The organism is Cohnella sp. 56 (genome assembly GCF_037963805.1).
Lineage (GTDB): Bacteria > Bacillota > Bacilli > Paenibacillales > Paenibacillaceae > Cohnella.
In genome coordinates, this window is the sequence record NZ_JAZDQE010000011.1 from 213,884 (window position 1) to 240,702 (window position 26,819).

Here is a 26,819-nt window from a genome sequence, read left to right on the forward strand (position 1 = left end):
CCCTTCGAAGATAAACTAAGTTGGTCAGCTCCACAGCTTGCGCACGCGTTGGAGGAATCCTTTGATGCTTGTCTGGACCGATGCTGATCGGCTCTCGTTTAAATATTCGGCAGCGATCCCGTCAATCCCTCTGGATGCGGGACAATCCGGATATAAATTTGACAAAGCCGTCTGTTTTTTGACGGCTTTCGACACATGGGCGTCGTCCGGCACGAATCCCAGCACCGGCAGCTCCAGGGACAGATACGTTCTGGCGACCTGTCTGATGTTGTCCGCCGTCTGCCTGCCTTCGCGATCGTCGCCGACGCGGTTGACGACGAGCCGGAACTCGGCGTCCTCGCCCATCGTCTTCACCATCTTCATCAAGGCGTAGGCATCGGTGATCGACGTCGGCTCGGGCGTCGTCACGACAATCGTCTCGTCCGCGGCCTGGATGAAGCGCAGCGTCTCCTTGGACAAGCCTGCGCCCGTATCGAACAGCACGTAATCGACTTCGCCGTACAGCTTGGCGATCTCGGAGGCGAAGTACTCCACCTCCTCGTCGCTTAAGCGAATCAGATCCTTGAAGCCCGAGCCGCCCGCGATGAACCGCAGGCCGCCGGGGCCTTCCTGAATAATCTCCCAGATCGACTTGTCCCGCTTGAGCAGATGGAACAGATTGTACGCCGCCGGCGTGCCGAGCAGCACGTCGATGTTGCCCATGCCGATATCGGCGTCGAACAGCAGTACGCTGAAGCCCCGCTTCTGGAGCGCCAGCGCGAAGTTCAGGCTGAAGTTGGACTTGCCGACGCCGCCCTTGCCGCTCGTCACCGTGAGGATGCGCGTCCGCTTCGCCGCATCTTCGCCCATCGACTGCATTCTGTGGCGGAGCGCTTCTGCTTGATCAATCATGCGCGGCGGCTCCTTCCAGCAGCTTGGCCGCCAGCCATTCGGGATCGAACGGGCGAATGTCGTCGGGTACGGTCTGGCCGAAGGTGACGTACGGGATAGTGAAGCCGTATTCCTTGATCAGATTGACGATCGCGCCGTACGAGTCCGTCTCGTCCATCTTGGTCAGCAGCAGGCGGGACACGCCGTACTTGACGAATTGGGACGATACCGACCGCATGTCCTGGTATTTGTGCGTCAGGCTGAGCACGAGAATCTTCTCCGCCTCCTGCCCGGGCGACAGCAGGCTGTTGACCTCGGACACGTACAGCTCGTTGCGGTAGTTCCTGCCGGCCGTATCCATCAGCAGCAGGTCCCGGTCCTCGAGCTTCTTGTAGGCGCGGGCAAGCTCCGACGGCGAAAATACGACTTCGAGCGGGACGTTCAGGATGTCGGCATAGGTCCGCAGCTGATCGACGGCCGCGATCCGGTACGTGTCGGCGGTGATAAAGCCGACCGAGCGGCGCCGGGACAGCGTCTGCTCCGCGCCGAGCTTCGCGATCGTCGTCGTCTTGCCGACGCCCGTCGGCCCGACGAAATGCACGATGCGCGTATCCCGGGAGATGCCGGGATCGCGGGCCGGCGCCAGCCACTCCTGCAGCAGCGCCTGCGCCTCGCGTTTCACGCGCAGGTCGCCGTCTTCGGCGGCGAACTCCTCTTCGCCGGCTTGGCGCAGCCGCTCGGTCAGCTGTCCCGCGAACGCCTCGACGTGAGCGGGCTCGACGCCCTGGAGCGCGAGCAGCCGGCAGATGCGCAGTACCGGCTCCGGCATGCGCTGCGCCGGTTCGGGACCGCTGCGCTGCCGCAGCAGGTCCTTCATCGCCCGCAGCTCCGCGAGCAGCTCCGCCGTCTCTCCCGAAGGCGGTGCGGCTGCGGGCGTCGTTACGGCCGCCGGCGCCGCCGCCGGGACTTCGACGCGGTCGGCGGACGCATATGCGTCCGCTTCGCTACGATCCGACGCATGACGGGCCTGCGCCAGCGTCAGCGCCTGCGCCAGCGCCCGGTCGAAGCTCGGCGCGGGCAGCTCATCCTGCCGCGCGGCCGCCGCTTGCTGCGCGGCAGCCGTGCCTGCGATGGCGCCGGCCTGCTGCGCATCCGCGGCCGGCTGGCCGCCGGCCGCGCCTCCGGCGCCGTAGCGCTGCCTGACGGCGCTGGCGGGCAGGCGAAGCGGCGGCTGATCGCCGGGCTGCTCCGGCTGCTCCGGGGCGAGCCGGTCCGCAGACGGCCGCGGGGCAGCCGGCGCCTGCGGACGCGCTGCCGGCTTAGCGGCAGGCCGGGCCTGCGGCAGCGGCTTGGCGGACTCGTCCACCGCCGCGATCACTTCCACTCGTTTTTTCCGGAACATGCCAAGAAACCCGCCTGTGCGGATTTCCTTGGTGTTCAGAATGACGGCATCGGAGCCCAGCTCGCTGCGGATTTGCTGTACGGCCTGCGGCAGATCGTCCACGAGATAACGTTTGACCTTCATGCGTTCACCACCCCGACGCTTTGTACTTCGATATTCGGTTCAAGCTCGCTGTAGGAGAGCACCGGAATGTCCTGCAGGCTCCGCTCGATCAGCTGCCGCATATACATGCGGATATTCGGCGAAGTCAGGATGATCGGCTGCTGCCCCGACTGCAGCGTTTTGTTGATCTGTTCGCTCAGCCGGTTGTAGATCGCCTGCGTCGACGAAGGCTCCATCGCCAGGTAGCTGCCCTGCTCGGACTGCTGGACCGATTCCGCGATCCGCTTTTCGACGCCCGGGCTGACCGTGATGACGCGCAGCGGCTCGCTCGGACTCGCGTACTGCTGGGTGATCTGCCGCGAGAGCGCCTGTCTGACGTATTCGGTGAGCACGTCCGGGTCCTTGGTGTACTTGCCGTAGTCGGCGAGCGTCTCGAAGATCGTCACCAGGTCGCGGATCGATATTTTCTCCTTAAGCAGCTTGGCGAGCACCTTCTGGATGTCGCCGATCGTGAGGATGTTCGGGACCAGCTCGTCCACGAGCGTCGCATAGCTCTCGCGCACGCTGTCCACCAGCGACTTGGTCTCCTGACGGCCGAGCAGCTCGTGCGCGTAGCGCTTGATGACCTCGGTCAGATGAGTCGCGACGACCGAGGGGGGATCGACGACCGTGTAGCCGGACAGCTCCGCGCGTTCCTTGGTCGCCTCGTCGATCCACAGCGCCGGCAGCCCGAAGGCGGGCTCCTTGGTCGCGATGCCGGTGATCGATTCGTCCTCGAAGCCGGGACTCATCGCCAGATAATGATGCAGCAGCAATTCGCCGCGCGCGACCGTGTTCCCCTTCATCTTGATGACGTATTCGTTGGGCTTCAGCTGGATGTTGTCGCGGATGCGGATGACCGGCACGATCAGTCCGAGCTCCAGCGCGCATTGGCGCCGGATGAGGATGATGCGGTCGAGCAGGTCGCCGCCCTGCGACGTATCCGCCAGCGGGATGAGGCCGTAGCCGAATTCGAACTCGATCGGATCGACCTGCAGCAGGCTGATGACGCTCTCGGGACTGCGCACCTCCTCGATCTCCTTCTCCTCCACGAGCTGCTCCTCCGCCTGCTGACGCTTCGCGGCGTTCAGTTGGATGCGGTAGCCGGCGATCGCCAGCATGGCCGCGTACGGGATCGTGGCGAACGGGCCGATCGGGGTGGCGATGCCGAGCAGCAGGATCGTGCCGGCGACGATATAGAGCAGCTTCGGATAGCGGAGCAGCTGCTTGGACAGGTCGGCGGCCATATTGCCTTCGGAGGCGGCGCGGGTGACGATGATGCCTGTCGCCGTGCTGATGAGCAGCGCCGGAATCTGGCTGACGAGACCGTCGCCGATGCTGAGCACCGAATACGTGCTGAGCGCCTCGCCAATCTCCATGCCGTGCACGGCCATGCCGACGATGAAGCCGCCGATCAGATTGATCGAGACGATGATGATGCTGGCGATGGCGTCCCCTTTGACGAACTTGCTCGCACCGTCCATCGCCCCGTAGAAGTCCGCTTCCTTTTCGATTTTCTCGCGCCGCTCGCGGGCCTGGGTCTCGTTGATCAGCCCTGCGTTCAGATCGGCGTCGATGCTCATCTGCTTGCCGGGCATCGCATCGAGCGTGAATCGCGCGGCGACCTCGGCGACGCGCTCCGAGCCCTTCGTGATGACGATGAACTGTACGATGACGAGAATGAGGAAGACGATGAAGCCGATCGCGAGCTGTCCGCCGGCGACGAAGCTGCCGAACGTGGCGACGACCTTGCCCGCGTCGTGCTCGGACAGAATGAGGCGTGTCGTCGAGACGTTGAGCGCGAGCCGGTACAGCGTCGTGATGAGCAGGAGCGTCGGAAAAATGGAGAAGTGGAGCGCATCCGTCGTGTTCATCGCAATCAGCATAATCATGAGCGCGATCGAGATGTTCACGATCAGCAGCAGGTCGAGGAGGTGCGTCGGGATAGGGACGACCATCATCAGGACGACGCCGATGATGCCTACCAGAATGCTGATGTCCCGGATTTTCACAGTCCTGCCCTCCCCTTTCGAATCTAGTAACCGTTATCGGAATGCGCTACATCGTGCGACGCCCTTTGATTCTGTATACGTATGCCAGCACCTCGGCCACTGCCTGGAACAGATCAGCAGGGACGGCGTCCCCGATCTCCGTTCGCTGATACAGCGCGCGCGCGAGCGGCTTGTTTTCCATCGTCATGACGCCGTTGTCCTTGGCGATCTGCCTGATGCGCAGCGCCATATAATCCTGGCCCTTCGCGATGATGCGCGGCGCCTCCATGCGCGCGGCGTCGTACTGCAGCGCCACGGCGAAGTGAGTCGGGTTGGTGATGATGACGTCGGCCTTCGGAACTTCCTGCATCATCCGCATCAGCGCCATCCGGCGCTGCTTTTCCTTGATCTTGCTCTTGATGAGCGGATCGCCTTCGGAATTTTTGTGCTCGTCCTTGATATCCTGCTTGCTCATTTTCAAGCTTTTCTCGTATTCGTACTTCTGGTAGAAATAGTCGCCGAAAGCGAGCAGCGTCAGCGCCACGCCGACGAGCAGACCGAGCCTGACCATCAGTCCGGCCACGTACGACAACGTCTGTCCGATCGGGACGTACGCCAGCGCCATAATCTTGTCCCGCTCGCCCCAAATGATCATATAGACGATGAGGGCGACGAGGATGAGTTTCATCGAGCTTTTGAGAAATTCGACGACGGAACGCAGTCCGAAAATGTTTTTGAGCCCTTTCAGCGGGTTCAGCTTGCTGAACTTCGGCTGCAGCGGCTTCGCCGTGAACAGCCAGCCGATCTGCACGTAGTTCGCAGCCAGGGCGATGATAAGCGTGACGATCAGAATCGGCGCCAGGATGAGCAGCATCTGCATCAAATAACTGGCGAACAGCCCCATCACATTGGCATCGGTCACTTCCATCGACAGCTGCCTGCGGAATACGTCGCCGAAGAGCGCGAATATGCGATCGTGGAAAAACGAACCCAAGGCCATCATGACACTAATCGTCGCAACGAGTATAAACGAACTGGCAAGTTCGGGACTTTTGGCGACTTGGCCCTTTTCCCTGGCGTCCTGGCGTTTTTTCGGGGTGCCTTTTTCCGTCTTCTCGCCGGCGAACAGCTGCAGATCCAGCCTTAACCGATAGGCAGACAAAGCAACCCCTCCCCTCGCGCTTCATAAACCGTGACCGATTCTATGAATCTCATGATGTGGTTTTCATAATGACAAACAGTTTTTCCAGCGCGTCGAACATCCGGTCGAATACGATCTGGAACAATGTGCTGAATCCCGGCATGATCAGAATCAAGAGCGCGAGACCTATTAAAATTTTGAGCGGAATGCCGATAACAAATACATTGTATTGCGGAGCGGTCCGGGCCAGCAGGCCAAGTCCGAAATCCGTCAGGAACATCGCGACGATGAGCGGCATCGCAATCTGAAGCGCCAGTACGAACGTATCCGCAAACGTGCGCACCATAAACTCCGTCAGGCGTCCTTCGTAAATGATCTGGAACATCCTGTTGTCGAGCGGCAGCCACTTGTAGCTGTTCATGATCGCGCCCAGCAAGTAATGATGACCGTTCGTTGACAAAAAGACGAGCATCATCAGCATGAACTTCAGATTGCCGAGCAGCGGCGCGGATACGCCGGAGATCGGGTCGAGGATGTTGGCGATGCCAAGCCCCATCGAGATGTCGATCAGCGTCCCCGCAGTCTGGATCAGGCTGAAAAAAAGCGAAGCCGTATAGCCGATCACAAGTCCCGCCATGATCTCCTTCAACACGGAAAATATATAAGTCGCGTCGGTCGGGACGGGCTGATCGAAGCCGACGGTCAAGAATACGAGCAACGCCAGAAATACGCTGATGCCCGCCTTGAACGGGCCGGGCAGCGAGCGCGACGAAAACACGGGCGCTACGACGATAAAGGCCGAAATCCGGCACAGAACGAGCATATAGGCGGGCAGCAGCTGCATGACATTATCGATCGTCATATCAGCCGATATAGCTCGCCAAGTTGCCCAGCAAATGGCTGGTAAAGTCGACCATCGTATTCAGAATCCAAGGACCGAACAACAGAATGGCCAAAAATACGGCGACAATCTTCGGAATAAACGCGAGCGTCTGCTCCTGGATCTGGGTCGTCGCCTGGAAGATGCTGACGAGCAGGCCGACGACAAGCCCGATGACCAGCATGGGCGCACTCACTTTTAGCACCGTGAATAACGCCTGTCCCGCCAGGCCGATGACAAATTCAGCACTCACTAGCTCTCTTCCCCTCCGGCCCCGCTCAAGTCTGGAAACTCGTCAGGAGCGATTTGACGACCAAATACCACCCGTCCACGAGCACGAACAACAATATCTTGAACGGCAGCGAGATCATGACGGGGGGCAGCATCATCATCCCCATGGCCATCAACGTACTGGAGACGACCATATCGATCACGAGAAAAGGAATAAAGATCATGAAGCCCATCTGAAACGCGGTCTTAAGCTCGCTGATCGCATAGGCGGGCACAAGCACCGTAATCGGAATGTCCTGATAAGACGCCGGCTTCGCCGTCTTCGTGTAGTTCAAGAAAAGCAGCAGGTCTTTTTCCCGTGTCTGCTTGTACATAAAAGCCTTGATCGGGACCGAAGCCTTCTCAAGCGCGACGGTCTGCGTGATCTCGCCCTTGAGATAAGGCTGCACGGCCTGCTCGTTCACCTGCGAGATTGTCGGCGCCATAATGAAGAAGGTCAAAAACAGCGCGAGCCCGATCAGAACCTGATTGGGCGGCGTCGTCTGCGTGCCGAGCGACGTGCGCACGAAGCCGAGCACGATCACAATCCGCGTGAAGCTGGTCATCAGCACCAGAATCGACGGCGCCAGACTCAGCACGGTCAGCATCAGCAGCAGGGTTAGGGACGAAGCGCCTACCGGCTGGCTGCCGTCTCCGGCCTGGATCTGAATGATCGGCTCCGCGTATGCGGACGAAGCAGCGCCGATCAGGGCGATGGCCGCGAGCAAAGAGCTGAATAGCAGTTTGGGCTTCATGGTTGTTCCGTCCGATCCGCTGGCTTGCTGTCCGACAGGAGCTGATCGACCTGCTGCTTGCGTTCGGACAGCTCGCGCAGGCGTTTTTCCAGCGTTTGTTCAAAGCTATGCGCGGCAGCCGGCCGCTCGGTCTCCGCCTCCCGGCCCTGCTTCGCGGCGCCCCGGTCCAGCAGCTGCCTGAGCCACGGCGGCATCGCGGGGCGCGCTGCCGCGTCGGCCGTCTCGTATTGGGCCAACAGCGCAGCGACGACGTCGGGGTCTGTGATCGACTCCAGCAGCTGCACGTTTTCCCCGACGCCGAGCACGTAGATGCGATTGTTCCATTCGACGATCTGCATCGACTTGTTCGCGCCCAGCGTGAGCCCGCCCAGCGACCGGAGCGAACGGTTGACCCACCAGCCCCGGTTGCGCCTGCCGACGAACCTGAGCAGCAAGACGATGCCGCCGATCATCAGCAGAAGCACGAGCAGAACCCACAGCATATCCCAGGAATAAGTCATATTGCCGGAAATCCGTCAGCCCAGCGTCTTTTTGATCGCTTCGATGACGCGGTCGGCCTGGAACGGTTTGACGATGAAGTCTTTGGCGCCAGCCTGGATGGCATCGATGACCATCGCTTGCTGGCCCATGGCCGAACACATGATGACTTTGGCGTTGGAATCCATCTTGCGGATTTCCTTCAGCGCGGCGATCCCGTCCATCTCGGGCATCGTGATGTCCATCGTGATAAGGTCCGGAGACAGTTCCTTGAACTTTTCGATCGCTTGCGAGCCGTCCTGCGCCTCGCCGACGACCTCATAGCCGTTTTTAGTCAAGATGTCCCGAATCATCATGCGCATGAATGCTGCGTCGTCCACGACCAAGATACGATTTGCCATAACGTATTCCTCCCGAAGTGCTCATTATTGGATTTTTTGAACGCGGTCCCACTGACTGACGATGTCTGTAACCCGGACGCCGAAGTTTTCGTCGATGACGACAACCTCGCCTTTGGCGATCAACTTGTTGTTGACCAGAATATCCACCGGCTCGCCGGCCAGCTTGTCCAGCTCGACGATCGAGCCCTGGGACAGCTCCAGAATATCCTTGATTTGTTTGTACGTCCGGCCCAACTCTACTGTGACTCGCAGCGGTATGTCAAGCAAAAGATTCAAATTGTTCTCGTCCGCGTGCGCCCCCCCGCCGGACGGGAATCCTGCGAACTGCACCGGCTGCACGTTGACGTTGCGTCCTGCCGGCCCGCCGAGCGATTGCGGCTGCTGCGGCGGCATCGCGTATTGCGGCTGCCCGTACATCGGCTGCTGCGGATACTCGGGCGGCGGGTATGCACCCGGCGGCGGGTAAGCGCCCGGAGGCGGGTAGGCCCCTGGCGGCGGGTAAGCGCCCGGGGGCGGATAGGCCGCAGCCGGCGGCGGATAATCGTAGGCCGGCTGCGGAGCCGGCTGACCGGCTTGCGGCGGCGCGCCAGACGGCGCCTGCGCTGCGGGCGACTGCTGCGGCGGCATACTCTGCGGCGCCGGAGCGGCCTGCGGCTGGGCAGGCGGCGTCTCCTCGATGCCGCCGATGAGCGAGTGCACGAGCTCCTTGGCGAACGGGACAGTCAGCAGCTGCATGATCGTCGAATCGATCAGATCCCCGATCTTCAGGCGGAACGAGATTTTAACGAACTCCGCCTCCGGCGGAATTTTCTCGACGCCCGTATTTTTCTGAACGTCCATCACGTCCACCGCGGGCGGGGAGATGTTCACGAAGCGGTTGAAAATCGTGGACATCGACGTCGCGGACGAGCCCATCATCTGGTTCATCGCTTCCTGCACCGCGCTGATGTGGATCTCGTTAAGCTCCTCGTTCTGCACGTTGCCTTCGCCGCCGAGCATCAGATCCGCGATGACCTGAGCGTCATGCGTCTTGATGACCAGCGAGTTGATGCCCTCGAAGCCGTCGACATAGTTGACGTGCACGGCGACATGCGGCCGGGGGAATTCGCTGACGAATCGTTCCCTCGAGATCATGGACACCTTCGGCGTCGTGATATCAACCTTCCGGCTGAGCAAGGTCGACAGTGCCGTAGCTGCGCTGCCGAACGTAATGTTGCCAATCTCGCCGAGCGCGTCCTGTTCCAGCGGCGACAGATAATCGTTGATGTCCACCTCCGCGTCGGCGGCAGGCGCCGCGTCCTGATCGCCGGCGGACTGTCTCAGCAGGGCGTCGATCTCCTCCTGGGACAAGTAATCCTTACTCGTCATGAACTTCTTCCACTCCTTCGTCGATGACCTCGAGGATCTGTACCGCGATCTTGTCTCGCACCGTCCCGGGGCTGCCTATGTACTTCAGCTTGTCCCCCACCTTGATGTCCAGGCCGCTCTCCACGCTCTTGCCGAGCGTGATGACGTCGCCGACAGCCAGGTTCAGGAACTCGTGGATCGAGATGCGGGAAGAACCGAGCTCGGCCGTGATGGGCAGCCTGGCCTTCGACACGCGCTCCTCCAGAAGCTTGACTTCCTCGGGGGCTCTCGTTTTTTTCTGAGAGACGAACCAGTGATGAACGGACAGCTTGGACATGATCGGTTCAATGACGACATGCGGTATACACAGATTGATCATCCCGGTCGTATCGCCGATCTTGGTGCTGAGCGAGATCAGTGCGATCGTCTCGTTGGGGGATACGATCTGCATGAATTGCGGATTCGTCTCCAGCGCCTCGAGCCGGGGTTCGATATCCACGACCGTTTTCCAAGCTTCCTGGAGCGTCTCGAGCGCGCGGCTGAAAATTTTCTCCATGATGATATTCTCGATCTCCGTGAGGCTGCCGATCTTGGTAGGCGCCGTCCCGGTGCCGCCGAGCAGCCTGTCGAGCATCGCGAAGGCCACGTTTGGGTGTACCTCGAGCACCATCCTCCCTTCCAGCGGCTCCGCCTCGAAGATGTTCAATATCGTCATTTTCGGAATGGAGCGGATGAATTCGTCGTAAGGCAGCTGTTCGACCTGCACGACATTGATCTGTACGAACGTTCGCAGCTGCGCCGAAAAGTAGGTCGTCAGAAAGCGGGCGAAGTTCTCGTGAATTCTGGTCAAGCTGCGGATATGGTCCTTGGAAAATCGGGTCGCGCGCTTGAAGTCGTAGGACCTGATCTTTTTCTGCGTTTCTTCTTTGCGAAGCTCCTCCGCATCCATCTCGCCCGACGACAGCGCGGCAAGCAAGGCGTCGATCTCGTTTTGCGACAGAACGTCAACCAATGTTATTCACCCCTTTCCTCCGGATTCCGGCGCGGCTCACAGCTCTTGCATCAAAAAGTTCGTAATGCCGATCTTGACGACCTTGCCTTTGGTGAGCACGGGATTGATCTCGTTGATCAGCTCGGCGACCAGATCGTCCTTGCCCTTGGTGCCTTGCATCTGGTCGGGCGTCGTGCTCCACAGGGCGCGGTTGATGATCGGCTTGATGACGCTGTCCTTCACCTCGTCGAACTCGGCCTTCGCCTTGGCATTGTCGAGCTGGAACGTAAAGCCGAATATGACGATGTAGTTCGTGTCAGACAGGTTTGTTTTTATATCGTTCAAATCGGATGTGACCTTGCTCCGTTGTGCCGCGGAGAGCGCTTCGGCTTCTACGTGCTCGACGCTTTTCGCGGCCGCATCTTCTTTGTTGCCGGCATCGTTCTTGCCGAAGAAGGTGGACCAGGAATAGAGTCCGGCGATAACGATAAGCGTGATCGCCAGCAGCAGAGATACAAGCCAAGGCAACATTTTTTTCATGATGAAGCTCCCTCCGTTTGCGTATCGGACGGATTTGCGACCGCAGCCATGATGCCGATACTCCGAAGATAATGGCGAATGGAGCGGATCACATCCGAACTATTTTCCACGACGATGTATTTCTTGCCGGTCGTCAGCGTGATGAGCGTATCCGGCGTCTGCTCCACCGATTCGATCAGCAGGGCATTGATATGGAACTGCGTGCCGTTAAGACGCGTGACGGCGATCATGGGAATCCCTCCGCAACTTGGGGAGGGATTCCCCCTCCCGCGATAGATCAGTTCGTTCGGTCAACAAATGCCGGTAAATTAACGCTTGAGATTGACAACTTCCTCGAGTATCGAGTCCGAAGTGGTGATGATGCGCGAATTCGCCTGGAAGCCGCGCTGCGCGACGATCATCTCCGTAAATTCGTTCGTCAGGTCGACGTTGGACATCTCCAGCTGGCCGGCTACGATCGAGCCGGTGCCCCGCTCCGCGTCCTGGGCGGTGCCCAGGTTCAGCTCGCCTTCCGCATTCGCGTTCGGCGTCATGCGGTACAGATTGCCGCCGATCTTCTCCAGACCGCTCGGATTGACGACCTTGGCCACGCCGATCTGGATGCCCGTATCGGTCTGCACGCCGTCCTGGTCGATCGAGACGATGCTGCCGTTCTGCGAGATCGAGAACGCCGTGACGCCTTCGTCCAGCGTGATCGGCGCGTCGCCGTCGGCGGATACGACGAACATGCCTTCGGCGTTGACGAGCTGGCGGTTGGCGTCGAGCGTGAAGTTGCCCGCGCGCGTCAGGTACGTCGCCTCCGAGTCGCCGCTAGGCTTGACCGCAAAAAATCCGTCGCCGTCGATGCGCAGGTCGGTCGCCACATTCGTCGTCATGGCGCTGCCCGCCGTATGCACGTTGTCGATCGAAGCGACCGTCACGCCCAGACCGATCTGCTTGGCGTTGACGCCGCCGGTCGTTCCTTCGACCGGGGAGGTCACGCCGGACATCGACTGGCTGAGAATGTCCTTGAACATGACGCGGCCGGCCTTGAAGCCTACCGTATTGACGTTGGCGATGTTGTTGCCGATGACGTCCAACTTCGTCTGAAAACCTCTCATGCCGGATACGCCCGAATACATGGAACGCAGCATAACTTCACTCTCCTGGTTTGTGTTTCCTTCGCAGACGAACCGCTTCGATCATTCCACGGTTCAAGCCTCCTCATGAGGTCCGGCCTTGTTCTGCGAGGCTAGTTGATAAAGACGGCGCTGTCGATGTTCGTGAAAATATGCTGCCGCATCGATTGTTCGTCCATCGCCGTAATGACGGTGCGACTGGGGACATTAACGATCATCGCCATGTTTTTGCAAAAGACGAGCGAGTCTCTGGCGCCTTTGGCCGATGCCTGATCGACCGCCGAAGCGATCCGCTCAAGCTGCTCGGGCGCGATCTTGATGCCGCGCTGCGCGAGCCGCTGCTCGGCGTGCTGGCTGAACTTCAGGCTCTGGGCCGCCAGCATCGTCTTGAACGAGCTGCCTGTCAGCGCCGCAGCTTCGTCCGTCCGGCGGTAGCCGTCGCGCGCCGGCGCGATCGGAGCGGGTCTGCCGGCGAGTCCGACGTTCAGGCCGATTCGCGGGTCATTCATCCGCGCCCGCCTCGCCCTCCTGCGCGGCTACGGAGACGGAAGTCAGATCCTTGATCGCCACTTGATCCTTGCCGATAACTGCGTACTGGTCGCCGTTGCGCATCATGATGGAATCGACGATGCCCGTCTTCGTTTCCGTGGCGCCGCTCGCCGTCATGCCGAGCCACTGCACCTGCTTGCCGATCAGGCTGGAAGCCAGCGCGGCGGATTGGCTCAGGTTGTGCAGCTCCGTCGCCATGTTCATCGTCTGCTCCAGCGAGCTGAACGTCGCCATCTGCGCGATGAAGTCTTTGTCCTGCAGCGGCTGCATCGGATCTTGATTTTGCAGCTGCGTCAGCAGTATTTTCATGAATTGGTCCTTGCCGAGCTCGGCGCCCTGACCCGTCGGGGCCGTCTTGTTGCGCGTCGAATAGTTGGACCATACGGTGGTCGATACTGTCGTCATCTCGCGTCGTGCACCTCCTCGAACGTCTTAAGCCGTGACATTCAGCGAGCCGCCGAATCCTGCATTGCGCAGCGATTCAGTGCGCTCAAGCTCCTCTTCGAACGACTCGAGCGTCTCGGCACCGCCTGCGGAACGTCCGGATTCCCCGTTTCCGGCGAACTGCTGCCGGCGCTGCTCCTGCTGGAACAGAGAAGAACCGTCCGCCGTCTGCTGCGGCTGCTGGACGACTTCGACCCGTTCGACCTGAATGCCCTGGCTCTGAAGCGATCCCCGCAGCTGGGACATCTGGCTCTCCAGCAGATCCTTGGCCGCCTCGCTGTGGGCGATGAACTGCGCGCTCATCTGGCCGTGCGCGATCGTGATGCGGATCTGGACTTCGCCGAGATGCTCTGGATGCAGGTTGATGTTGGCTTCGGATATGCCGCCTGCGCCGGACAGCGTGAACTGCTTCACCATGAACTTGTCCATCTGCTCCGCGAACTGCTGCACCGGCACCTGGGCCGGCAACGTCGGCTTGGCCGGCGATCCGTCGGACTTGGCTGCGATGTCGGCAGCCGCCTGCGCCCAGGCGCCTGTCTGCACGTCCGCCGCGTCGGCTTGATCCGCCGCGGGCTCCTGGACGGCGGCAGCGCCGTTCTCGGCCGAGTCTCCAGCTTGCAGATTCCAGTAGACGACCGGCTCCTTGAATACCGGATACGTCTTTTTGGCGTCCGTCTGCTGCGCCCCGTCGCCTGGCGCCCCGGTGGCCCCCACAAGCTCGTCTGCGCGGGCAGGCGTCCGTCCCGGCTTTTTGAGCTCGGTCGCGGGCGCTGCTTCGTCCGTCTGAAGGCTGGCCGTCATGCTCCGGATATTGGCGCTCGCCGCGGCGACGTCCGCCTGCGTCAGCTGTCCATCCTGCATCATGCCGCGGAGCTGCTTCACAGCGTCCAGCAGCGCCGGTACGACCGCGCCTGCACCTGGTGCGGAGCCTGCCGTGCCCGATCCTGCCGCCGCGACACCGCCCGCGCCGTCAGCGCTCGTCTTCGCCGCTGCGCCGTCTCCCGGCAGCGTCTGCTGCGGATTCAGCAGCGACTGCAGCGAAGCCAACAGCTCGGCCAGCCGATCGAGCGTAGACTGCGGCAGGTCGTCAGCGTCTTGCAGCTGTCCGAGCTGCGCCTCCAGTCCGTCGAGCAGCTGCGCCAGCGTTTGCTCGTCTCCCGCTGTTACGGTCGCGGACTCTCCGGCGTCAGGAACAGCCGGCAGCACTCCGTTTAGCATACTCAGCAGGCCGAGCATCGGGCCGGCGGTTCCTTTTCCCGCGTCCCCGGACTGTACGCCTGTGCCGATCGTCTGCACGAGCACGCCTTGGAACGCGCCGGCAGCCGCCGCGGATTTGCCTGTGCCGCCGCCTCCTCCTCCCGTGCCGGAAGATGAAGCCATCGATTGAATATTCATTTGTTTCACCTCCTTTCAACAGGATAGGTGTCTTGCACGGCGCGACGGCCGTTTTACGGGTTCGCCGGCACAAGCTTGCCTACAAGCGCCGCCGTCTTCTTTTTGTCCAGCTTGGACATTTCCGCCAGCACGCCAGAGCGGGCCGCATTGTCCATCGCGCTCAAGATGCGCAACGTCTTCGCTTGCTCCGTCGCCGACATTTGCAGCAGCAGTCCGGCCGCGCTGGCCGCGTCCATCGAAGAGAATGTGCTGGCGAGCGCCGCGGTGTCCAGCGCGTTCGATGCCGGCTTCGTCTGCTTTTCCAGCTGCTTGACCCGCGCCTGGAGCGCCGCGATCTGCTGGTTGGTCACGCCGACGGAGTCCTTGAGACGCATCGTGATGTCCGCCGCCACGGCCGGCGTCATTTTTTCCAATATGCGCCCTCTCGACGTGTCGTTCATCGCGCCCATGACAAGTGCCGCTTCTTCGGCCGTCATGCTCTCCATGATCGGAGCCGCTTTGCCCGGCGTCATCTTGCCGTACATGTCCGCGAGCGAGCGAATCTTGGCCTGATAGGCTTCTTGATTGATCTCATGCGCATTCGCCTGCTTCTCCGCCGCGGCAATCTTCTCCTGAAGCTCCGCGATCGTATTTTGCTGCGTCAGGTTTTTGGCGTCGGCCGACTTCAGGGCGGCGTCGCGCTCGCTGAGCAGCGCCTGCAGCTCCGCCAGCTTCTGACGCGCTTCGCTGACCGAAGCGACCTCGGCTTTATCCGCCTGCTGCGCCGGGTCCGGCGTGCTCTTGCTGTCCGGCACGAACGAGCTGATGACCGGAATCTGATTGCCGATCGTCTGCGCCTTCTCCCGCCAGGACGGATTGAACATGAGCATCAGGACGAACAGCAGGATTGCGGTGAATACGACAGGCGTTATAAAAAAGAGAAATCGCTCGAAGCCGGAATAGCCGCTTTTCTCCGCGCTGGCATCCGCCAAGGCTTCCCCCTCCATTCACAAAGCTGACTGCTACCTTCTGACGGCCGACGTTCTGCGGAGCGCGATCTCGTCGAGCTCGCTCTGCTCCTTCATGAGCGCCTCCTGGCGAAACTTCTGGAGTGACTTCGCCCGCGCGTTCTGCCACACCTTTTCGTCCACCATTTTGTCCGTGAGGAAGGTTTGACGCTGTCTGACATGCTCCTCGGCCGCGCGGACGCCCTGGCGCTGCTGCCGGATCTTGTCGTCCAAAAAGGAGATGTAGTCCTGCAGCAGGTGAAGCTCGGCGAGCGCGGTCGGCTTGGCGGAGCGTTCGGATATTTCTTGCTCGTACGCGCCCCGCTCCTTGCTGAGGCTGTCGAGCTGCTCCTCCTCGCTCCGCAGGCGGCCGAGCGACGCTGCGTACTCCATCTCCGCCATCGATTTTTCGCTGCCCTTCAAATCTACGATCTTCTGCAAGGGATATCGGAATCGCAAAGGGATGACCTCATCTCTTATAGAAATCTATGACCAGCCGTTCTTGCGCTTGCTGCAGCGTCACCTTTTCGGTCGTCCGCTGACGGCAATATTCGTTGATGATATCGATAAATTGGATGGCCTTGTCGATTTGCGGATTCGTCCCCCGCTGATATGCGCCGATATTGATCAAGTCCTCGGAATCCCGGTAGACGGACAGCAGCCGCTTGAGCTGCTCCGCCGCATCCTGCTGGTCGCCGGCTACGATATCCTTCATGACCCGGCTGATGCTCGCGAGTACGTCGATCGCAGGAAAATGTCCTTTGTGCGCCAAATGCCTGCTGAGCACGATATGTCCGTCCAAAATGCCTCTGACGGCGTCTGCGATCGGCTCGTTCATGTCGTCGCCGTCGACGAGCACGGTGTAAAATGCGGTGATCGATCCGGCCATTCCCGTGCCTGCGCGCTCCAGCAGCTTCGGCAGCGCCGCAAACACGGAAGGCGTATAGCCGCGCGTAGCCGGCGGCTCGCCGATCGCGAGCCCCACCTCCCGCAACGCCATCGCATAACGGGTGACCGAGTCCATCATCAGCATCACGTTCATGCCGCGGTCGCGAAAATACTCTGCGATCGAGGTCGCGATGAGCGCGCCCTTGATCCGGATGAGCGCCGGCTGGTCGGACGTCGCCACGATGACGACGGATCTCTCCAGTCCCTCGGGCCCGAGATCGCGCTCGACGAACTCCAGCACTTCGCGCCCGCGCTCGCCGATCAGCGCGATGACGTTGACGTCCGCGGACGTATTGCGCGCGATCATGCCGAGCAGCGTACTCTTGCCGACGCCGGAGCCGGCAAAGATGCCCATGCGCTGGCCCTGTCCGACCGTGAGCAGGCCGTCGATGCAGCGGACGCCCGTGCCCAGCGGGTCGGTAACGCGCGGACGTTTGAGCGGATTGCTCGGGACGCTCTGCGTCGAATAGCGCGGCATGCGGATCGGGAGCTTGTCCCCGTCGAGCGGCCGGCCCAGCCCGTCGAGCACCTGTCCCAGCAGCTCGGAGCCGACCTGCACGGTGAGCGGCTTGCCGGTCGCGACGACGTCGCAGCCCGGGCCGATCGCCTGCAGCTCGCCGAGCGGCATGAGCAGCACGCGATTGTCGCGGAAGCCGACGACCTCCGCCTCGATCGGGGTGCCGCCCTTGACCGGATAGATCAGGCATACTTCGCCGATCGCGGCGTCGGGCCCTTCGGACTCGACGGTGAGGCCGATGATCTGCGCGACCTTGCCGTTGACGCGCACCGGATCGATATGCCTCAGCGCTTCTACGTACTTGCCCAGCTCAAGCGCCATGCGGGTCCTTCCCTTCCTCACGGGACTGGGCGGCGATCTGCAGCAGTTCCTCGCGTATCGATTCGAGCTGCGTGTCGATGCGGGCGTCGATGCTGCCATAGGCCGACCGGATGACGCAGCCGCCATCCTGCACGCTCGGATCCGGCACGATCTGCAGCTCGGCCTGGGCATCCACGGCGAGCGACAGCTCGTCTCTGGCCGCCTCCACGAACTCGAACTGCTCGGGCGCTACGCACAGCGTGATCGCCCCCTGCTCCTTGCGTCTTGCCAGGGCCTGCTTCATCAGATCGACCGCCAGCTCCGGCGCATTGTCCAGCGACCGGCGTACGATCTTGCCCGCGATCTGACAGCTCAGCCCCACGACGAATTGTTCCGACTCCGCGATGATCCGGGCTTTGGCTTCGTACGCCTGGAGGACGACCCGACGCGCCTCCTCCAGCATCTGTTCCATTCTCGCGTACGTCTGCTGCTCCGCTTGCTCCGAGCCTGCGGCGAAGCCTTCTTCATACCCTTGGCGCTTCGCTTCTTCGACGTAGTCGGCGTCCGCCTCGCGCCGGCTGTCCCACCATGCGGTTGCCTCGGCTTCCGCGTCGTCTTGAATCTGACGGGCCGTCTCGGCCGCTTCCTGCAATATTTTAGCCGCCGTCTCCTCGGCGTCCTGTACGATGCGTTCCTTCAATTCTACTGTTTCGACATCAATCGCCGTTTTTCCTTCATTTCCTCCGTCAATCGCCCTCGAATGCTGATTGGTAAATATTGCCCTCAGTTCGATCTGTTTGAGCTCGTCGAGCGATATGACGCGCGTGGACTTGATCAGATTAGACAATAATATCGTCTCCTCCGCCGCGAGCGATGATGATCTCGCCGGATTCCTCCAGTCTGCGGATCGTCGCTACGATGCGCGTCTGCGCCTCTTCGACGTCGCGCAGCCGAACCGGCCCCATGTACTCCATCTCTTCCCTGAACGTCTCCGCCATACGCTTGGACATATTGCGGAAGATCGCGTCCCGGACCTCTTCGCTCGCCACCTTGAGGGCGAGCTGCAAGTCCGCGCTCTCGACGTCGCGGATGATCCGCTGGATAGAGCGATTGTCGAGATTGACGATGTCTTCGAACACGAACATCCGCTTCTTGATCTCTTCCGCCAGCTCCGGATCCTGGATCTCGAGCGAATCGAGAATCGTTCGTTCGGTGCCGCGGTCTACGCCGTTCAGAATCTGCACGATCGACTCAATGCCGCCGGCGTTCGTATAGTCCTGCGTCACGGTCGAGGACAGCTTCTGCTCGAGGACGCGTTCGACCTGCGCGATGACGTCGGGAGACGTGCTGTCCATGAGCGCGATTCTTCTGGCGACGTCGGCCTGTTTCTCCGTCGGCAGCGAGGACAGCACCGCCGAGGACTGCTCGGGCTGCAGGTACGAGAGCACGAGCGCGATCGTTTGCGAGTTTTCGTTTTGTATGAAGTTCAAGATTTGAGTCGGCTCGGCCTTGCGGGCAAAGTCGAACGGCCTGACCTGCAGCGTAGCCGTGAGCCTGTTGAGAATGTCGTTGGCTTTCTGCGAGCCGAGCGCCTTTTCGAGAATTTCCTTGGCGTATGTGATGCCGCCCTGCGTGAGGTATTCCTGGGCGACGCAGATCTGATGGAATTCGCTGAGTATCGATTCCTTTTCGGTATGATCTACCTTGCGGACGTTGGCGATCTCCAGCGTGAGCTGCTCGATCTCGTCCTCCCTGAGATGCTTGAACACCTGGGCGGACACTTCGGGACCGAGCGTGATGAGCAAGATCGCCGCCTTTTGCCTGCCGCTAAGCTGCATTTGCGTTCCTTTAGCCAATTGTGCCACCCCTATTCATCCACCAACCACGTGCGCAGCAGATTGACGAACTCGTCCGGCTTCCGCTTCGCCAGTCCTTCGAGCTGCTTGCGCACCTGGCTCTCGTTCGTGACACTCTCGATGTCGATCGTCGGCAATTCGGCGCGCGGCGCCTCGAGAAGCGCCTGTGCGGCGGCTTCCTCCGCTTCCCTCGCGTTTTTGCGTCTGCGGTAGATCATGTAGCCGGCTCCGCCCAGCAGCGCGAGCGCAGCGACGCCGATGCCCGCCAGCAGCAGCGAGGACGTGGACAATCCCGAACCGCCTTCCTTCTCGTCCGAGAACGCCTGGGAGACGACGGACACACGGTTTGCCAGGTCCGTATCCGAGAGCGTCTGTCCCGAATCCGCGAGCAGGATGCGCACATTTTTGCGGAGCATCGTCTCCAGTTCCGCCTGCTTCTCAGGTGTCATGACGGCCGAATCGACCGCGACGCTGATGGCAAGATCCTTGACCTGGTAAGGCGCGTAGGCGATATTCGTCTTCTCGCGGCTCGGCTCGTAGTTGGTCGTGCTGCTCGAGCTCTCCGAGCTGGCCGTGCCGCTCGTGCCGCCTGACGGGTAGTTGGGCACGTCCGTCGATCCCGTGCCGGCGACGCCGCCGGCCGTACCGGTGCCGCCCGTCGTCGATTCGCTCTGGTTTTGCTCGCTGACGACAAAGCCTTTTCCGTCGTTGTTGTCGAGCGGCTTGACGAGGTCGAGCTGCGTCGACTTCTGATCGAAGTTAAGCGTAGAGACGACGCTGACGACAAAGTTGTCCATGCCGACCGTCTTCGCCAATATTTGCTGGATGTTCGTCTTGACGCCGCTCTCGTATTGCTTTTGAATCGCGAACTGCTGATCGAGCGCGGTGCCCCCGAGCGTACCCGTGCCTCCCAGCTTGGCAGAAGGCGCCAGATCCGCGGTCGTGCTCGTGATGGTGATGCCGTCGTATTCGAGATTCGGCACCGATGTCTTGACCAGCTTGTAGTAGCTGTCGATCTCTTCCTGCTTGGGCCGGTAGCCAGGCTTGAAGGTCATTTGCACGGAAGCCGTAGCCAGCTCTCTGTCGGCATCGTTCAGGAACACCGATTCCTCCGGCAGATTGATCAGCACCTTCGCTTTTTTGACGCCCTGCATGCCCTGCAGCAGCTGCTGCACCTCGCCGTTAAGCGCGTTGCGGTACTTGACCTTGAATTCCTGGTCTGTCGTGCCGATCGTCGAGGAGGACTTGCTCAGCTCCGCAAACCCGATGCTGCCGTTCTGCACGAGCCCCTGGGAGCCGACGTCAACCCTGACTTTATCCGCGGATGCGCTCGGCACCGATATGCTCGCGCCGCCGTCGCCTAGCTTGTAAGGGATGCCGCTGCCGTTCAGATATTCCATGATGGCTGCGGCGTCGCCGCTGTCCAAATCCTGAAAAGCAATCTCGTACTCGGTACGCGTCAACAAAACGGCGATAAAAATGATGAAAATTATGATAAATGCTGCAGACGAAGCGAGAATCCATTTTTGCTTTTTGCTGTATTGATTCCAGAAGCCGGTAAGCTTCTCTTTTAAGCGGGCCCATCTTTCGTTCACGATTTCACCTCATCTGCGGACTGGGATGCTGCATTTTTTAATATCTACATCTGCATCCGCATAACTTCCTGGTAGGCCTCGACTACTCTGTTGCGCACCTGGGAAGTCATTTCGAGACTGAGTTCTGCTTTGGTAGAAGCGATCATGACGTCGCTGACGTCCGCTTTTCCGATCAGGAACTGATCCGTGACCGCATGCGCGTTCTGCTCTTGGGATGCGACGCCGTCGATCGCCTTCTTCAAGAAATCCGCGAAGCTCGCCGTCGCTTCGGAAGGCGTCGTTCCGGCCGGCTTGTTCTGAAGCGACGAGAGCGATGCGGGCGACAATCCCGCGCTTTGTAAAAGATTATTTATAATCATGATTCAATCCATCCTCGCCTGGGTAATAAACTGCATCGCGAATGCCGAACCGCGCCAATAACATTAAATCAAGCGCGCCCGATCTCCAAAGTTTTGCTGAACATAGATTTGCTGGCATTAAGCGCCGTCACGCTCGCTTCGTAAGACCGGGTGGCCGAGATCATATCGACCATTTCTTTGAGCACGTCCACGTTCGGCATGCTGACCATCCCGTTGGCGTCCGCGTCGGGATGTGTCGGATTGTACACTTGTTTGAATGGCGTCTCGTCGTCCGTGATGCTCGTCACCTTTACCCCTTGAGCGCCCGTAGCGTCAAGCTTGTCGTTCAACATATTTTTAAAAGTCGTGTCCACCGGCGCGATCTCTACCATCTTGCGGCGATACGGCACAAACTTTCCGTTTACATAGGAGGCGCGGGTCGTCTCCGCGTTCGCGATGTTGGACGATATGACGTCCATGCGAAGTCTTTGAGCTGTCAGAGCGGAAGCACTAATGTCGAAGCTCCCCAGAATCATTAATTGTCCCTCCCTCTTGTAGCGTGATAGGGCATAGCACGAGGCAGCTTGATGTTACTTGCCCAGCCCGATCCGAACCATCTTCACGTCGTGATTGATCTGCTGGATATATAGATTGTATCGCAGCTGGTTCTCAGCCAGCTTCGACATCTCGCTGTCGATATCCACGTTATTGCCGCTATTGTTGAATGCCGTCGAACGATCCGTCCGAATCCGGGCCTCCGGAACCGGGCCTGACGCGCCGATTGCGATATGTCTAGCGTCTGTTCTCCTGCCGATCAGGGCCGATTGCCCATCGCCGCTCATCGCTTGCTCGAGCAGCTGTTCGAATTGAACGTCCGATCGTTTAAAATTAGGCGTATCGACATTGGCGACGTTGTTCTGCAGGACGGCTTGCCTGGCCGAAGCTGCATGCAGCGCGCCTTCGAGACGCTGATAGCTGACACCGCTCAGCAAATCCATGTCTATACCCCCCTTGTTTATAAAAAATTATTAATACTCTACGTTATTAAATTCTGCTTTAATTTTAAAAATCCTCTTTTTTTCGACAATCTATTCACTTCTGATTGAAAATCGTCGATATATAGGAGATTAAAATTTTCTAAAGATATCATCTATTAGTGGGGCCCACATGACAATAAGAAAAAAGCCCTAATCTTCGAACGCGAAGATCGGGGCCTTTTTGTATGGAATATGACGGATTCAGGCGCGGCGTGCGGCAAGCTCCGGCAGCAGCTTCGCATTCATGATCCGAATATAGGTGCCTTTCATGCCCAGCGAACGCGTCTCGATGACGCCGGCGCTCTCAAGTTTGCGAAGCGCATTGACGATGACGGAGCGGGTGATGCCGGCTCGGTCGGCGACCTTCGAAGCGACGAGAAGGCCTTCCTTTCCTTCAAGTTCCTCAAAAATCTGATCGACTGCCTCAAGCTCGCTGAACGACAGCGAACTGACTGCGATGCTGACGACAGTCCTGCTGCGGGTCTCAAGCTCGGCCTCTTCGGCACGTTCTCTCAGAATCTCCATCCCGATGATCGTCGAACCGTACTCCGCCAAGATCAAGTTGTCGTCGCCGAATGCGCCGCTTTCACGGGCAAGGACTATAGTCCCTAATCGGTCGCCCCCTCCAATAATTGGAACAATTGTCACACAACTTCCGGCGAATGCCGCATCGACCGGCGCAAGCAATGTCCCAACTTCCACATCGACCGCCGTCTCCGCGATCTTGAGCAGGCGATCATTCGTATCCGCAGGAAAACGCAGTCCGTCCTGCCCTTCCTGCTTCAACATCCAATCCTGAAAATGGGCCGGAACGGCAGCCCCCAAAATCTTGCCCCGCCTGCTGACGACGAATACGCTTCCCGTCAGCGTGTCCCGCAAACCGTCCGCCATCTCGCGAAAGCTGAGCGATTTGCCGGCAGCCTTTTGAAGCACGGCGTTTAACGTGCGGGTCTTCTCCAAAAGCGTCATGACTGCTTCCTCCTGCCTGACCTTAGCAACGTCTACAAAATATATTGACTCAAATCCCTGTTGCTGGCGATCGAACCGAGCTTCTCCCTCACATACTCGGGCGTAATATCAAGCCGTTCGAGCTGCAGCTCCGGCGCTTCGAACGAGAGATCCTCGAGCAGCTTCTCGAGCAGCGTATGCAGTCTCCGGGCGCCGATGTTTTCCGTATTGCGGTTGACATCCTGCGCCATCGCCGCCAGCTCGCCGATCGCTTCACGCGTGAATTCGATCTCGATGCCTTCGGTCCGCAGAAGCGCCGCATACTGCTTGGTCAGCGCATTCTCCGGCTCGGTCAGGATACGTACGAAGTCCTCGTCGGACAGGCTGCTGAGTTCGACCCGAATCGGGAAGCGCCCCTGCAGCTCGGGGATCAGATCGGACGGCTTGGAGACGTGGAACGCCCCTGCCGCGATAAACAATATATAGTCCGTCTTCACCGGTCCGTACTTGGTGACGACCGTCGAGCCTTCGACGATCGGCAAAATATCCCGCTGCACGCCTTCGCGCGACACCTCGGGTCCTTGCCCCCGCCCCGTGCTCGCGATTTTGTCGATCTCGTCGAGGAAAATGATGCCGGACTGCTCCGCGCGGCGCACCGACTCCGCGACGACTTCGTCCATATCGATCAGCTTGCCGGCCTCCTCCTGCACGAGCACCTTGCGCGCGTCGCGAACCGGGAGCTTGCGCTTCTTGCGCTTTTTGGGCATGAACTGGCTCAGCATCTCCTGCATGTTCTGGCCCATCTGCTCCTGGCCCGGCACGGAGAACATATCCATCATGGAAGGCGTCTGATCCTCGACTTCGACCTCGACGATCTCGCCCTCCAGCTTGCCGGCCTCCAGCTTCGCCAGAATGTCGGCACGGCGGCCCGACAGCTCCGGATCAACCGGCTCGGGCTCTTCCTGCTGCGCGGAGGCGCCCCCGCCGAACAGCATCTCCAGCGGGTTGCGCTGCGGCTTGGACTTGGCCTGCGACGGCGCGAGCAAGGCGGCCAGGCGCTCGTTCGCGGCGCGCACGGCTTTGTCCTTGACCTTCTCGGTACGCTCTTCCTTCACCATGCGGATCGAAGTCTCCACCAGGTCCCGAATCATCGACTCGACGTCGCGGCCGACATAGCCGACCTCGGTGAACTTGGTCGCCTCCAGCTTGATGAACGGCGCGTGGACGAGCTTGGCCAGCCTTCTGGCGATCTCCGTCTTGCCGACGCCGGTCGGTCCGATCATCAATATATTTTTGGGTACGACCTCGTCTCTGAGCTCGTCGGGCAGCCTGCTTCTGCGGTAGCGGTTGCGCAGGGCGACGGCGACCGAACGCTTCGCCGGTTTTTGTCCGACGATGTACTTGTCAAGCTCCGATACGATCTGCCTCGGGGTCAATTGATCGTTCATCGCGATCCCTCCTGTACCGAATTCATATCTCTTCGACGACCAGATTGTCATTCGTGAACACGCAGATCTCCGATGCGATCTGCAGCGAATTGCGCGCGATCTCCGCAGCGGACAGCTGCGGAGCGTGCCGCTTGAGCGCCCGGGCGGCGGACAGCGCGAAGCTGCCTCCCGATCCGATCGCGAGTATGCCGTCGTCCGGCTCGATCACTTCTCCGTTGCCGGAGAGCAGCAGCATTCCGGCTGCGTCGACGACGAGCAGCATCGCCTCAAGCCGGCGCAGCACACGGTCGGAGCGCCAATCCTTGGCCAGCTCGACCGCGGCCCGCTGCAGGTTGCCATGATGCTCCTCCAGTTTGCCTTCGAACTTCTCGAACAGCGTGATCGCATCCGCGACCGAGCCCGCGAAGCCTGCGAGCACTTGGCCGCGATACAGCCGTCTTACTTTTTTGGCAGAAGCCTTCATCACCATGCTGTTGCCGAACGTCACCTGGCCGTCGCCCGCGATGGCGCCTTTGCCGTTGTGCCGGACCGCGCATATGGTTGTCGCGTGGAACGAAGCGTTCATCCCATCTCCTCCTTTAAAATGAATACGCCGTGTCCTGCATCGAGTTGAGCATCGACATGTGCATCTGGTTGTGAATCGGCGCTGCGGACGCTGCTGTCCGTGCGCGAATGTGCGCGATCGCCGACAGCGACGAAACAGCGGTCAGCGCTGAAACCGCTGCCGCTGCCTCTTATGCTCGCGAATCATGAGCCCGCGAACTGCAGCTCGCCCGAGAATGCCCGAATGGCTTCGAGCGCGCGTTCCGCAATCGCCTCGTTTTTTTCTTTCTTGCTTTTCACCTTGCGGCCGAGCGGCGGGAACAGCCCGAAGTTGGCGTTCATCGGCTGGAAGTGTCGGAAATCCGCTGTCGTAATATAATGCGCCATGCTGCCCAGTGTCGTATGCGCCGGCAGGGAGACGGGCTCAAGCCCGCGCGCGAGCCTGCCTGCATTCAGACCGGCGATCAGACCGGAGGCGGCCGACTCCACATAGCCTTCGACGCCTGTCATCTGCCCGGCAAAAAACAAAGTGTCCCTGCCGCGGAACTGATAGGTGGAGCGAAGCAGCTTCGGCGAGTTGATAAACGTATTGCGATGCATGACGCCATAGCGAACGAACTCTGCGTTCTCGAGTCCGGGGATGAGCGAAAATACGCGCTTCTGCTCACCCCACTTCAGATGCGTCTGAAATCCGACGAGGTTAAACAGCGTGCCGGCAGCGTTGTCCTGCCGCAGCTGGATGACCGCATGCGGCAGCTTGCCGGTGCGCGGATCGACGAGGCCGACCGGCTTCATCGGGCCGAACAGCACCGTCTGCTTGCCGCGGCCGGCCATCACTTCGATCGGCATGCAGCCTTCGAAGTACATTTCTTTCTCGAAGTCTTTGATCTCCGCCGTTTCTGCCGTCGTCAGCGCTTCATAGAATACGTCGAATTGCTCCTCGGTCATCGGGCAGTTCAAATAGGCGGCTTCGCCTTTGTCGTAGCGCGATGCGAGGAATACTTTGTCCATGTCGATCGAGTCCTTCTCGACGATCGGAGCCGCCGCGTCGTAGAAGTAAAAATACTCTTCGCCGAACAGTTCCTTGATCCGGTCGGACAGCTCCGGCGAGGTTAACGGGCCGGTCGCGATGACGACGATGCCGTCCTGCGGAATGCCGGCCAGCTCCTCGTTCACGACGGTGATGAGCGGATGCTCGCGCAGACGGCTCGTCACCTCGCCGGAGAAGCCGTCCCTGTCGACGGCAAGCGCGCCGCCCGCCGGCACGGCGTGGCGATCGGCGGCTGATAGAATAAGAGAGCTCAAGAGCCGCATTTCTTCCTTAAGCACGCCCACGGCGTTCGTCAGACCGTTGGCCCGCAGACTGTTGCTGCAGACGAGCTCTGCAAAGCGATCGGTATGATGGGCGGGCGTCCGGCGTACGGGCCGCATCTCGTACAGCTTGACCGGCACCCCCTGCGAGGCGATCTGCCAGGCTGCTTCGCTGCCGGCAAGCCCCGCCCCGACGACTGTCACGGCTGGATATGTACTCACTATAGTTACCTCCTGCATCGCATAAAGCATGGAAGCGCCCGCACCGCCGGCAGACTGG

30 protein-coding genes are annotated in these 26,819 nt (G+C 60.3%); all 30 read right to left on the reverse strand.

Annotation, left to right across the window (positions count from 1 at the left end; all coding sequences use genetic code 11):
- Window positions 1-24: 24 nt before the first annotated feature.
- Window positions 25-891 carry a MinD/ParA family protein gene (locus tag VQ071_RS19415; protein WP_340515813.1) on the reverse strand — a complete coding sequence of 289 codons (867 nt, stop codon included), beginning with the start codon at window positions 889-891 and terminating at the stop codon, window positions 25-27.
- Complete coding sequence (gene flhF / locus VQ071_RS19420) at window positions 884-2,395, reverse strand: flagellar biosynthesis protein FlhF (RefSeq protein WP_340515814.1); 1,512 nt, start codon at window positions 2,393-2,395, stop codon at window positions 884-886. The genes VQ071_RS19415 and flhF overlap by 8 nt, the downstream gene beginning before the upstream one ends.
- Window positions 2,392-4,374 carry a flagellar biosynthesis protein FlhA gene (gene flhA / locus VQ071_RS19425; protein WP_445293315.1) on the reverse strand — a complete coding sequence of 661 codons (1,983 nt, stop codon included), beginning with the start codon at window positions 4,372-4,374 and terminating at the stop codon, window positions 2,392-2,394. The genes flhF and flhA overlap by 4 nt, the downstream gene beginning before the upstream one ends.
- A gap of 97 nt (window positions 4,375-4,471) precedes the next feature.
- The gene (gene flhB, locus VQ071_RS19430; RefSeq protein WP_340515816.1) at window positions 4,472-5,566 is read right to left on the reverse strand and encodes a flagellar biosynthesis protein FlhB; all 1,095 of its coding nucleotides are present in this window, start codon (window positions 5,564-5,566) and stop codon (window positions 4,472-4,474) included.
- A 49-nt stretch (window positions 5,567-5,615) separates the two neighbouring features.
- Entirely contained in the window at window positions 5,616-6,407 is a 792-nt protein-coding gene (fliR, locus tag VQ071_RS19435) for a flagellar biosynthetic protein FliR (protein ID WP_340515817.1), read from the reverse strand.
- A 1-nt stretch (window position 6,408) separates the two neighbouring features.
- Window positions 6,409-6,678 (reverse strand): flagellar biosynthesis protein FliQ, encoded by a 270-nt coding sequence (fliQ, locus tag VQ071_RS19440; RefSeq protein WP_340515818.1) that lies wholly within the window; start codon window positions 6,676-6,678, stop codon window positions 6,409-6,411.
- 25 nt (window positions 6,679-6,703) lie between these two features.
- Entirely contained in the window at window positions 6,704-7,450 is a 747-nt protein-coding gene (gene fliP / locus VQ071_RS19445) for a flagellar type III secretion system pore protein FliP (RefSeq protein ID WP_340515819.1), read from the reverse strand.
- Window positions 7,447-7,950, reverse strand: a complete 504-nt coding sequence (locus tag VQ071_RS19450; RefSeq protein WP_340515820.1) for a flagellar biosynthetic protein FliO — start codon at window positions 7,948-7,950, stop codon at window positions 7,447-7,449. The genes fliP and VQ071_RS19450 overlap by 4 nt, the downstream gene beginning before the upstream one ends.
- A 15-nt stretch (window positions 7,951-7,965) precedes the next feature.
- Window positions 7,966-8,328: a response regulator gene (locus VQ071_RS19455; protein ID WP_090117377.1), complete on the reverse strand. Its 363-nt coding sequence runs from the start codon at window positions 8,326-8,328 to the stop codon at window positions 7,966-7,968.
- A 24-nt stretch (window positions 8,329-8,352) separates the two neighbouring features.
- Complete coding sequence (fliY, locus tag VQ071_RS19460; RefSeq protein ID WP_340515822.1) at window positions 8,353-9,696, reverse strand: flagellar motor switch phosphatase FliY; 1,344 nt, start codon at window positions 9,694-9,696, stop codon at window positions 8,353-8,355.
- On the reverse strand, window positions 9,686-10,687 hold the full coding sequence (fliM, locus tag VQ071_RS19465) for a flagellar motor switch protein FliM (RefSeq protein WP_340515823.1): 1,002 nt from the start codon (window positions 10,685-10,687) through the stop codon (window positions 9,686-9,688). Before fliM ends, fliY begins: the two co-directional genes overlap by 11 nt.
- Window positions 10,688-10,723: 36 nt before the next feature.
- Window positions 10,724-11,206, reverse strand: a complete 483-nt coding sequence (locus VQ071_RS19470) for a flagellar basal body-associated FliL family protein (RefSeq protein WP_340515824.1) — start codon at window positions 11,204-11,206, stop codon at window positions 10,724-10,726.
- The gene (locus VQ071_RS19475) at window positions 11,203-11,436 is read right to left on the reverse strand and encodes a flagellar FlbD family protein (RefSeq protein ID WP_340515826.1); all 234 of its coding nucleotides are present in this window, start codon (window positions 11,434-11,436) and stop codon (window positions 11,203-11,205) included. Before VQ071_RS19475 ends, VQ071_RS19470 begins: the two co-directional genes overlap by 4 nt.
- A 78-nt stretch (window positions 11,437-11,514) precedes the next feature.
- A complete protein-coding gene (gene flgG, locus VQ071_RS19480; RefSeq protein ID WP_340515828.1) occupies window positions 11,515-12,339 on the reverse strand; it encodes a flagellar basal body rod protein FlgG in 825 nt (274 codons plus the stop codon).
- Window positions 12,340-12,437: 98 nt separating this feature from the next.
- Complete coding sequence (locus VQ071_RS19485; RefSeq protein ID WP_340515829.1) at window positions 12,438-12,833, reverse strand: TIGR02530 family flagellar biosynthesis protein; 396 nt, start codon at window positions 12,831-12,833, stop codon at window positions 12,438-12,440.
- Window positions 12,826-13,278, reverse strand: a complete 453-nt coding sequence (locus VQ071_RS19490) for a flagellar hook capping FlgD N-terminal domain-containing protein (RefSeq protein WP_340515830.1) — start codon at window positions 13,276-13,278, stop codon at window positions 12,826-12,828. Before VQ071_RS19490 ends, VQ071_RS19485 begins: the two co-directional genes overlap by 8 nt.
- Before the next feature lie 27 nt (window positions 13,279-13,305).
- Window positions 13,306-14,712 (reverse strand): flagellar hook-length control protein FliK, encoded by a 1,407-nt coding sequence (locus VQ071_RS19495; protein WP_340515831.1) that lies wholly within the window; start codon window positions 14,710-14,712, stop codon window positions 13,306-13,308.
- Window positions 14,713-14,765: 53 nt separating this feature from the next.
- Window positions 14,766-15,683: a MotE family protein gene (locus VQ071_RS19500; protein ID WP_340515832.1), complete on the reverse strand. Its 918-nt coding sequence runs from the start codon at window positions 15,681-15,683 to the stop codon at window positions 14,766-14,768.
- A 30-nt stretch (window positions 15,684-15,713) separates the two neighbouring features.
- Window positions 15,714-16,157 carry a flagellar export protein FliJ gene (gene fliJ, locus VQ071_RS19505; RefSeq protein WP_340515834.1) on the reverse strand — a complete coding sequence of 148 codons (444 nt, stop codon included), beginning with the start codon at window positions 16,155-16,157 and terminating at the stop codon, window positions 15,714-15,716.
- A gap of 10 nt (window positions 16,158-16,167) precedes the next feature.
- Window positions 16,168-17,484: a flagellar protein export ATPase FliI gene (fliI, locus tag VQ071_RS19510; protein ID WP_340515835.1), complete on the reverse strand. Its 1,317-nt coding sequence runs from the start codon at window positions 17,482-17,484 to the stop codon at window positions 16,168-16,170.
- A complete protein-coding gene (locus VQ071_RS19515) occupies window positions 17,474-18,310 on the reverse strand; it encodes a FliH/SctL family protein (protein WP_340515836.1) in 837 nt (278 codons plus the stop codon). Before VQ071_RS19515 ends, fliI begins: the two co-directional genes overlap by 11 nt.
- Window positions 18,303-19,319, reverse strand: coding sequence for a flagellar motor switch protein FliG (fliG, locus tag VQ071_RS19520; RefSeq protein ID WP_340515837.1), 1,017 nt, complete (start codon window positions 19,317-19,319; stop codon window positions 18,303-18,305). Before fliG ends, VQ071_RS19515 begins: the two co-directional genes overlap by 8 nt.
- 11 nt (window positions 19,320-19,330) lie before the next feature.
- Window positions 19,331-20,914 carry a flagellar basal-body MS-ring/collar protein FliF gene (gene fliF, locus VQ071_RS19525; RefSeq protein WP_340515838.1) on the reverse strand — a complete coding sequence of 528 codons (1,584 nt, stop codon included), beginning with the start codon at window positions 20,912-20,914 and terminating at the stop codon, window positions 19,331-19,333.
- A 44-nt stretch (window positions 20,915-20,958) separates the two neighbouring features.
- Window positions 20,959-21,273, reverse strand: coding sequence for a flagellar hook-basal body complex protein FliE (gene fliE, locus VQ071_RS19530; protein WP_340515839.1), 315 nt, complete (start codon window positions 21,271-21,273; stop codon window positions 20,959-20,961).
- Between the two features lie 68 nt (window positions 21,274-21,341).
- Complete coding sequence (gene flgC / locus VQ071_RS19535; RefSeq protein ID WP_340515840.1) at window positions 21,342-21,788, reverse strand: flagellar basal body rod protein FlgC; 447 nt, start codon at window positions 21,786-21,788, stop codon at window positions 21,342-21,344.
- 54 nt (window positions 21,789-21,842) lie between these two features.
- Window positions 21,843-22,250: a flagellar basal body rod protein FlgB gene (flgB, locus tag VQ071_RS19540; RefSeq protein ID WP_340515841.1), complete on the reverse strand. Its 408-nt coding sequence runs from the start codon at window positions 22,248-22,250 to the stop codon at window positions 21,843-21,845.
- A gap of 240 nt (window positions 22,251-22,490) precedes the next feature.
- Window positions 22,491-23,258, reverse strand: coding sequence for a GTP-sensing pleiotropic transcriptional regulator CodY (gene codY / locus VQ071_RS19545; RefSeq protein WP_340515842.1), 768 nt, complete (start codon window positions 23,256-23,258; stop codon window positions 22,491-22,493).
- Window positions 23,259-23,290: 32 nt separating this feature from the next.
- A complete protein-coding gene (hslU, locus tag VQ071_RS19550; protein ID WP_340515843.1) occupies window positions 23,291-24,685 on the reverse strand; it encodes an ATP-dependent protease ATPase subunit HslU in 1,395 nt (464 codons plus the stop codon).
- 22 nt (window positions 24,686-24,707) lie between these two features.
- The gene (gene hslV / locus VQ071_RS19555) at window positions 24,708-25,250 is read right to left on the reverse strand and encodes an ATP-dependent protease subunit HslV (RefSeq protein ID WP_340515845.1); all 543 of its coding nucleotides are present in this window, start codon (window positions 25,248-25,250) and stop codon (window positions 24,708-24,710) included.
- Between the two features lie 182 nt (window positions 25,251-25,432).
- Window positions 25,433-26,761 (reverse strand): FADH(2)-oxidizing methylenetetrahydrofolate--tRNA-(uracil(54)-C(5))-methyltransferase TrmFO, encoded by a 1,329-nt coding sequence (trmFO, locus tag VQ071_RS19560; protein WP_340515846.1) that lies wholly within the window; start codon window positions 26,759-26,761, stop codon window positions 25,433-25,435.
- Window positions 26,762-26,819: the final 58 nt, after the last annotated feature.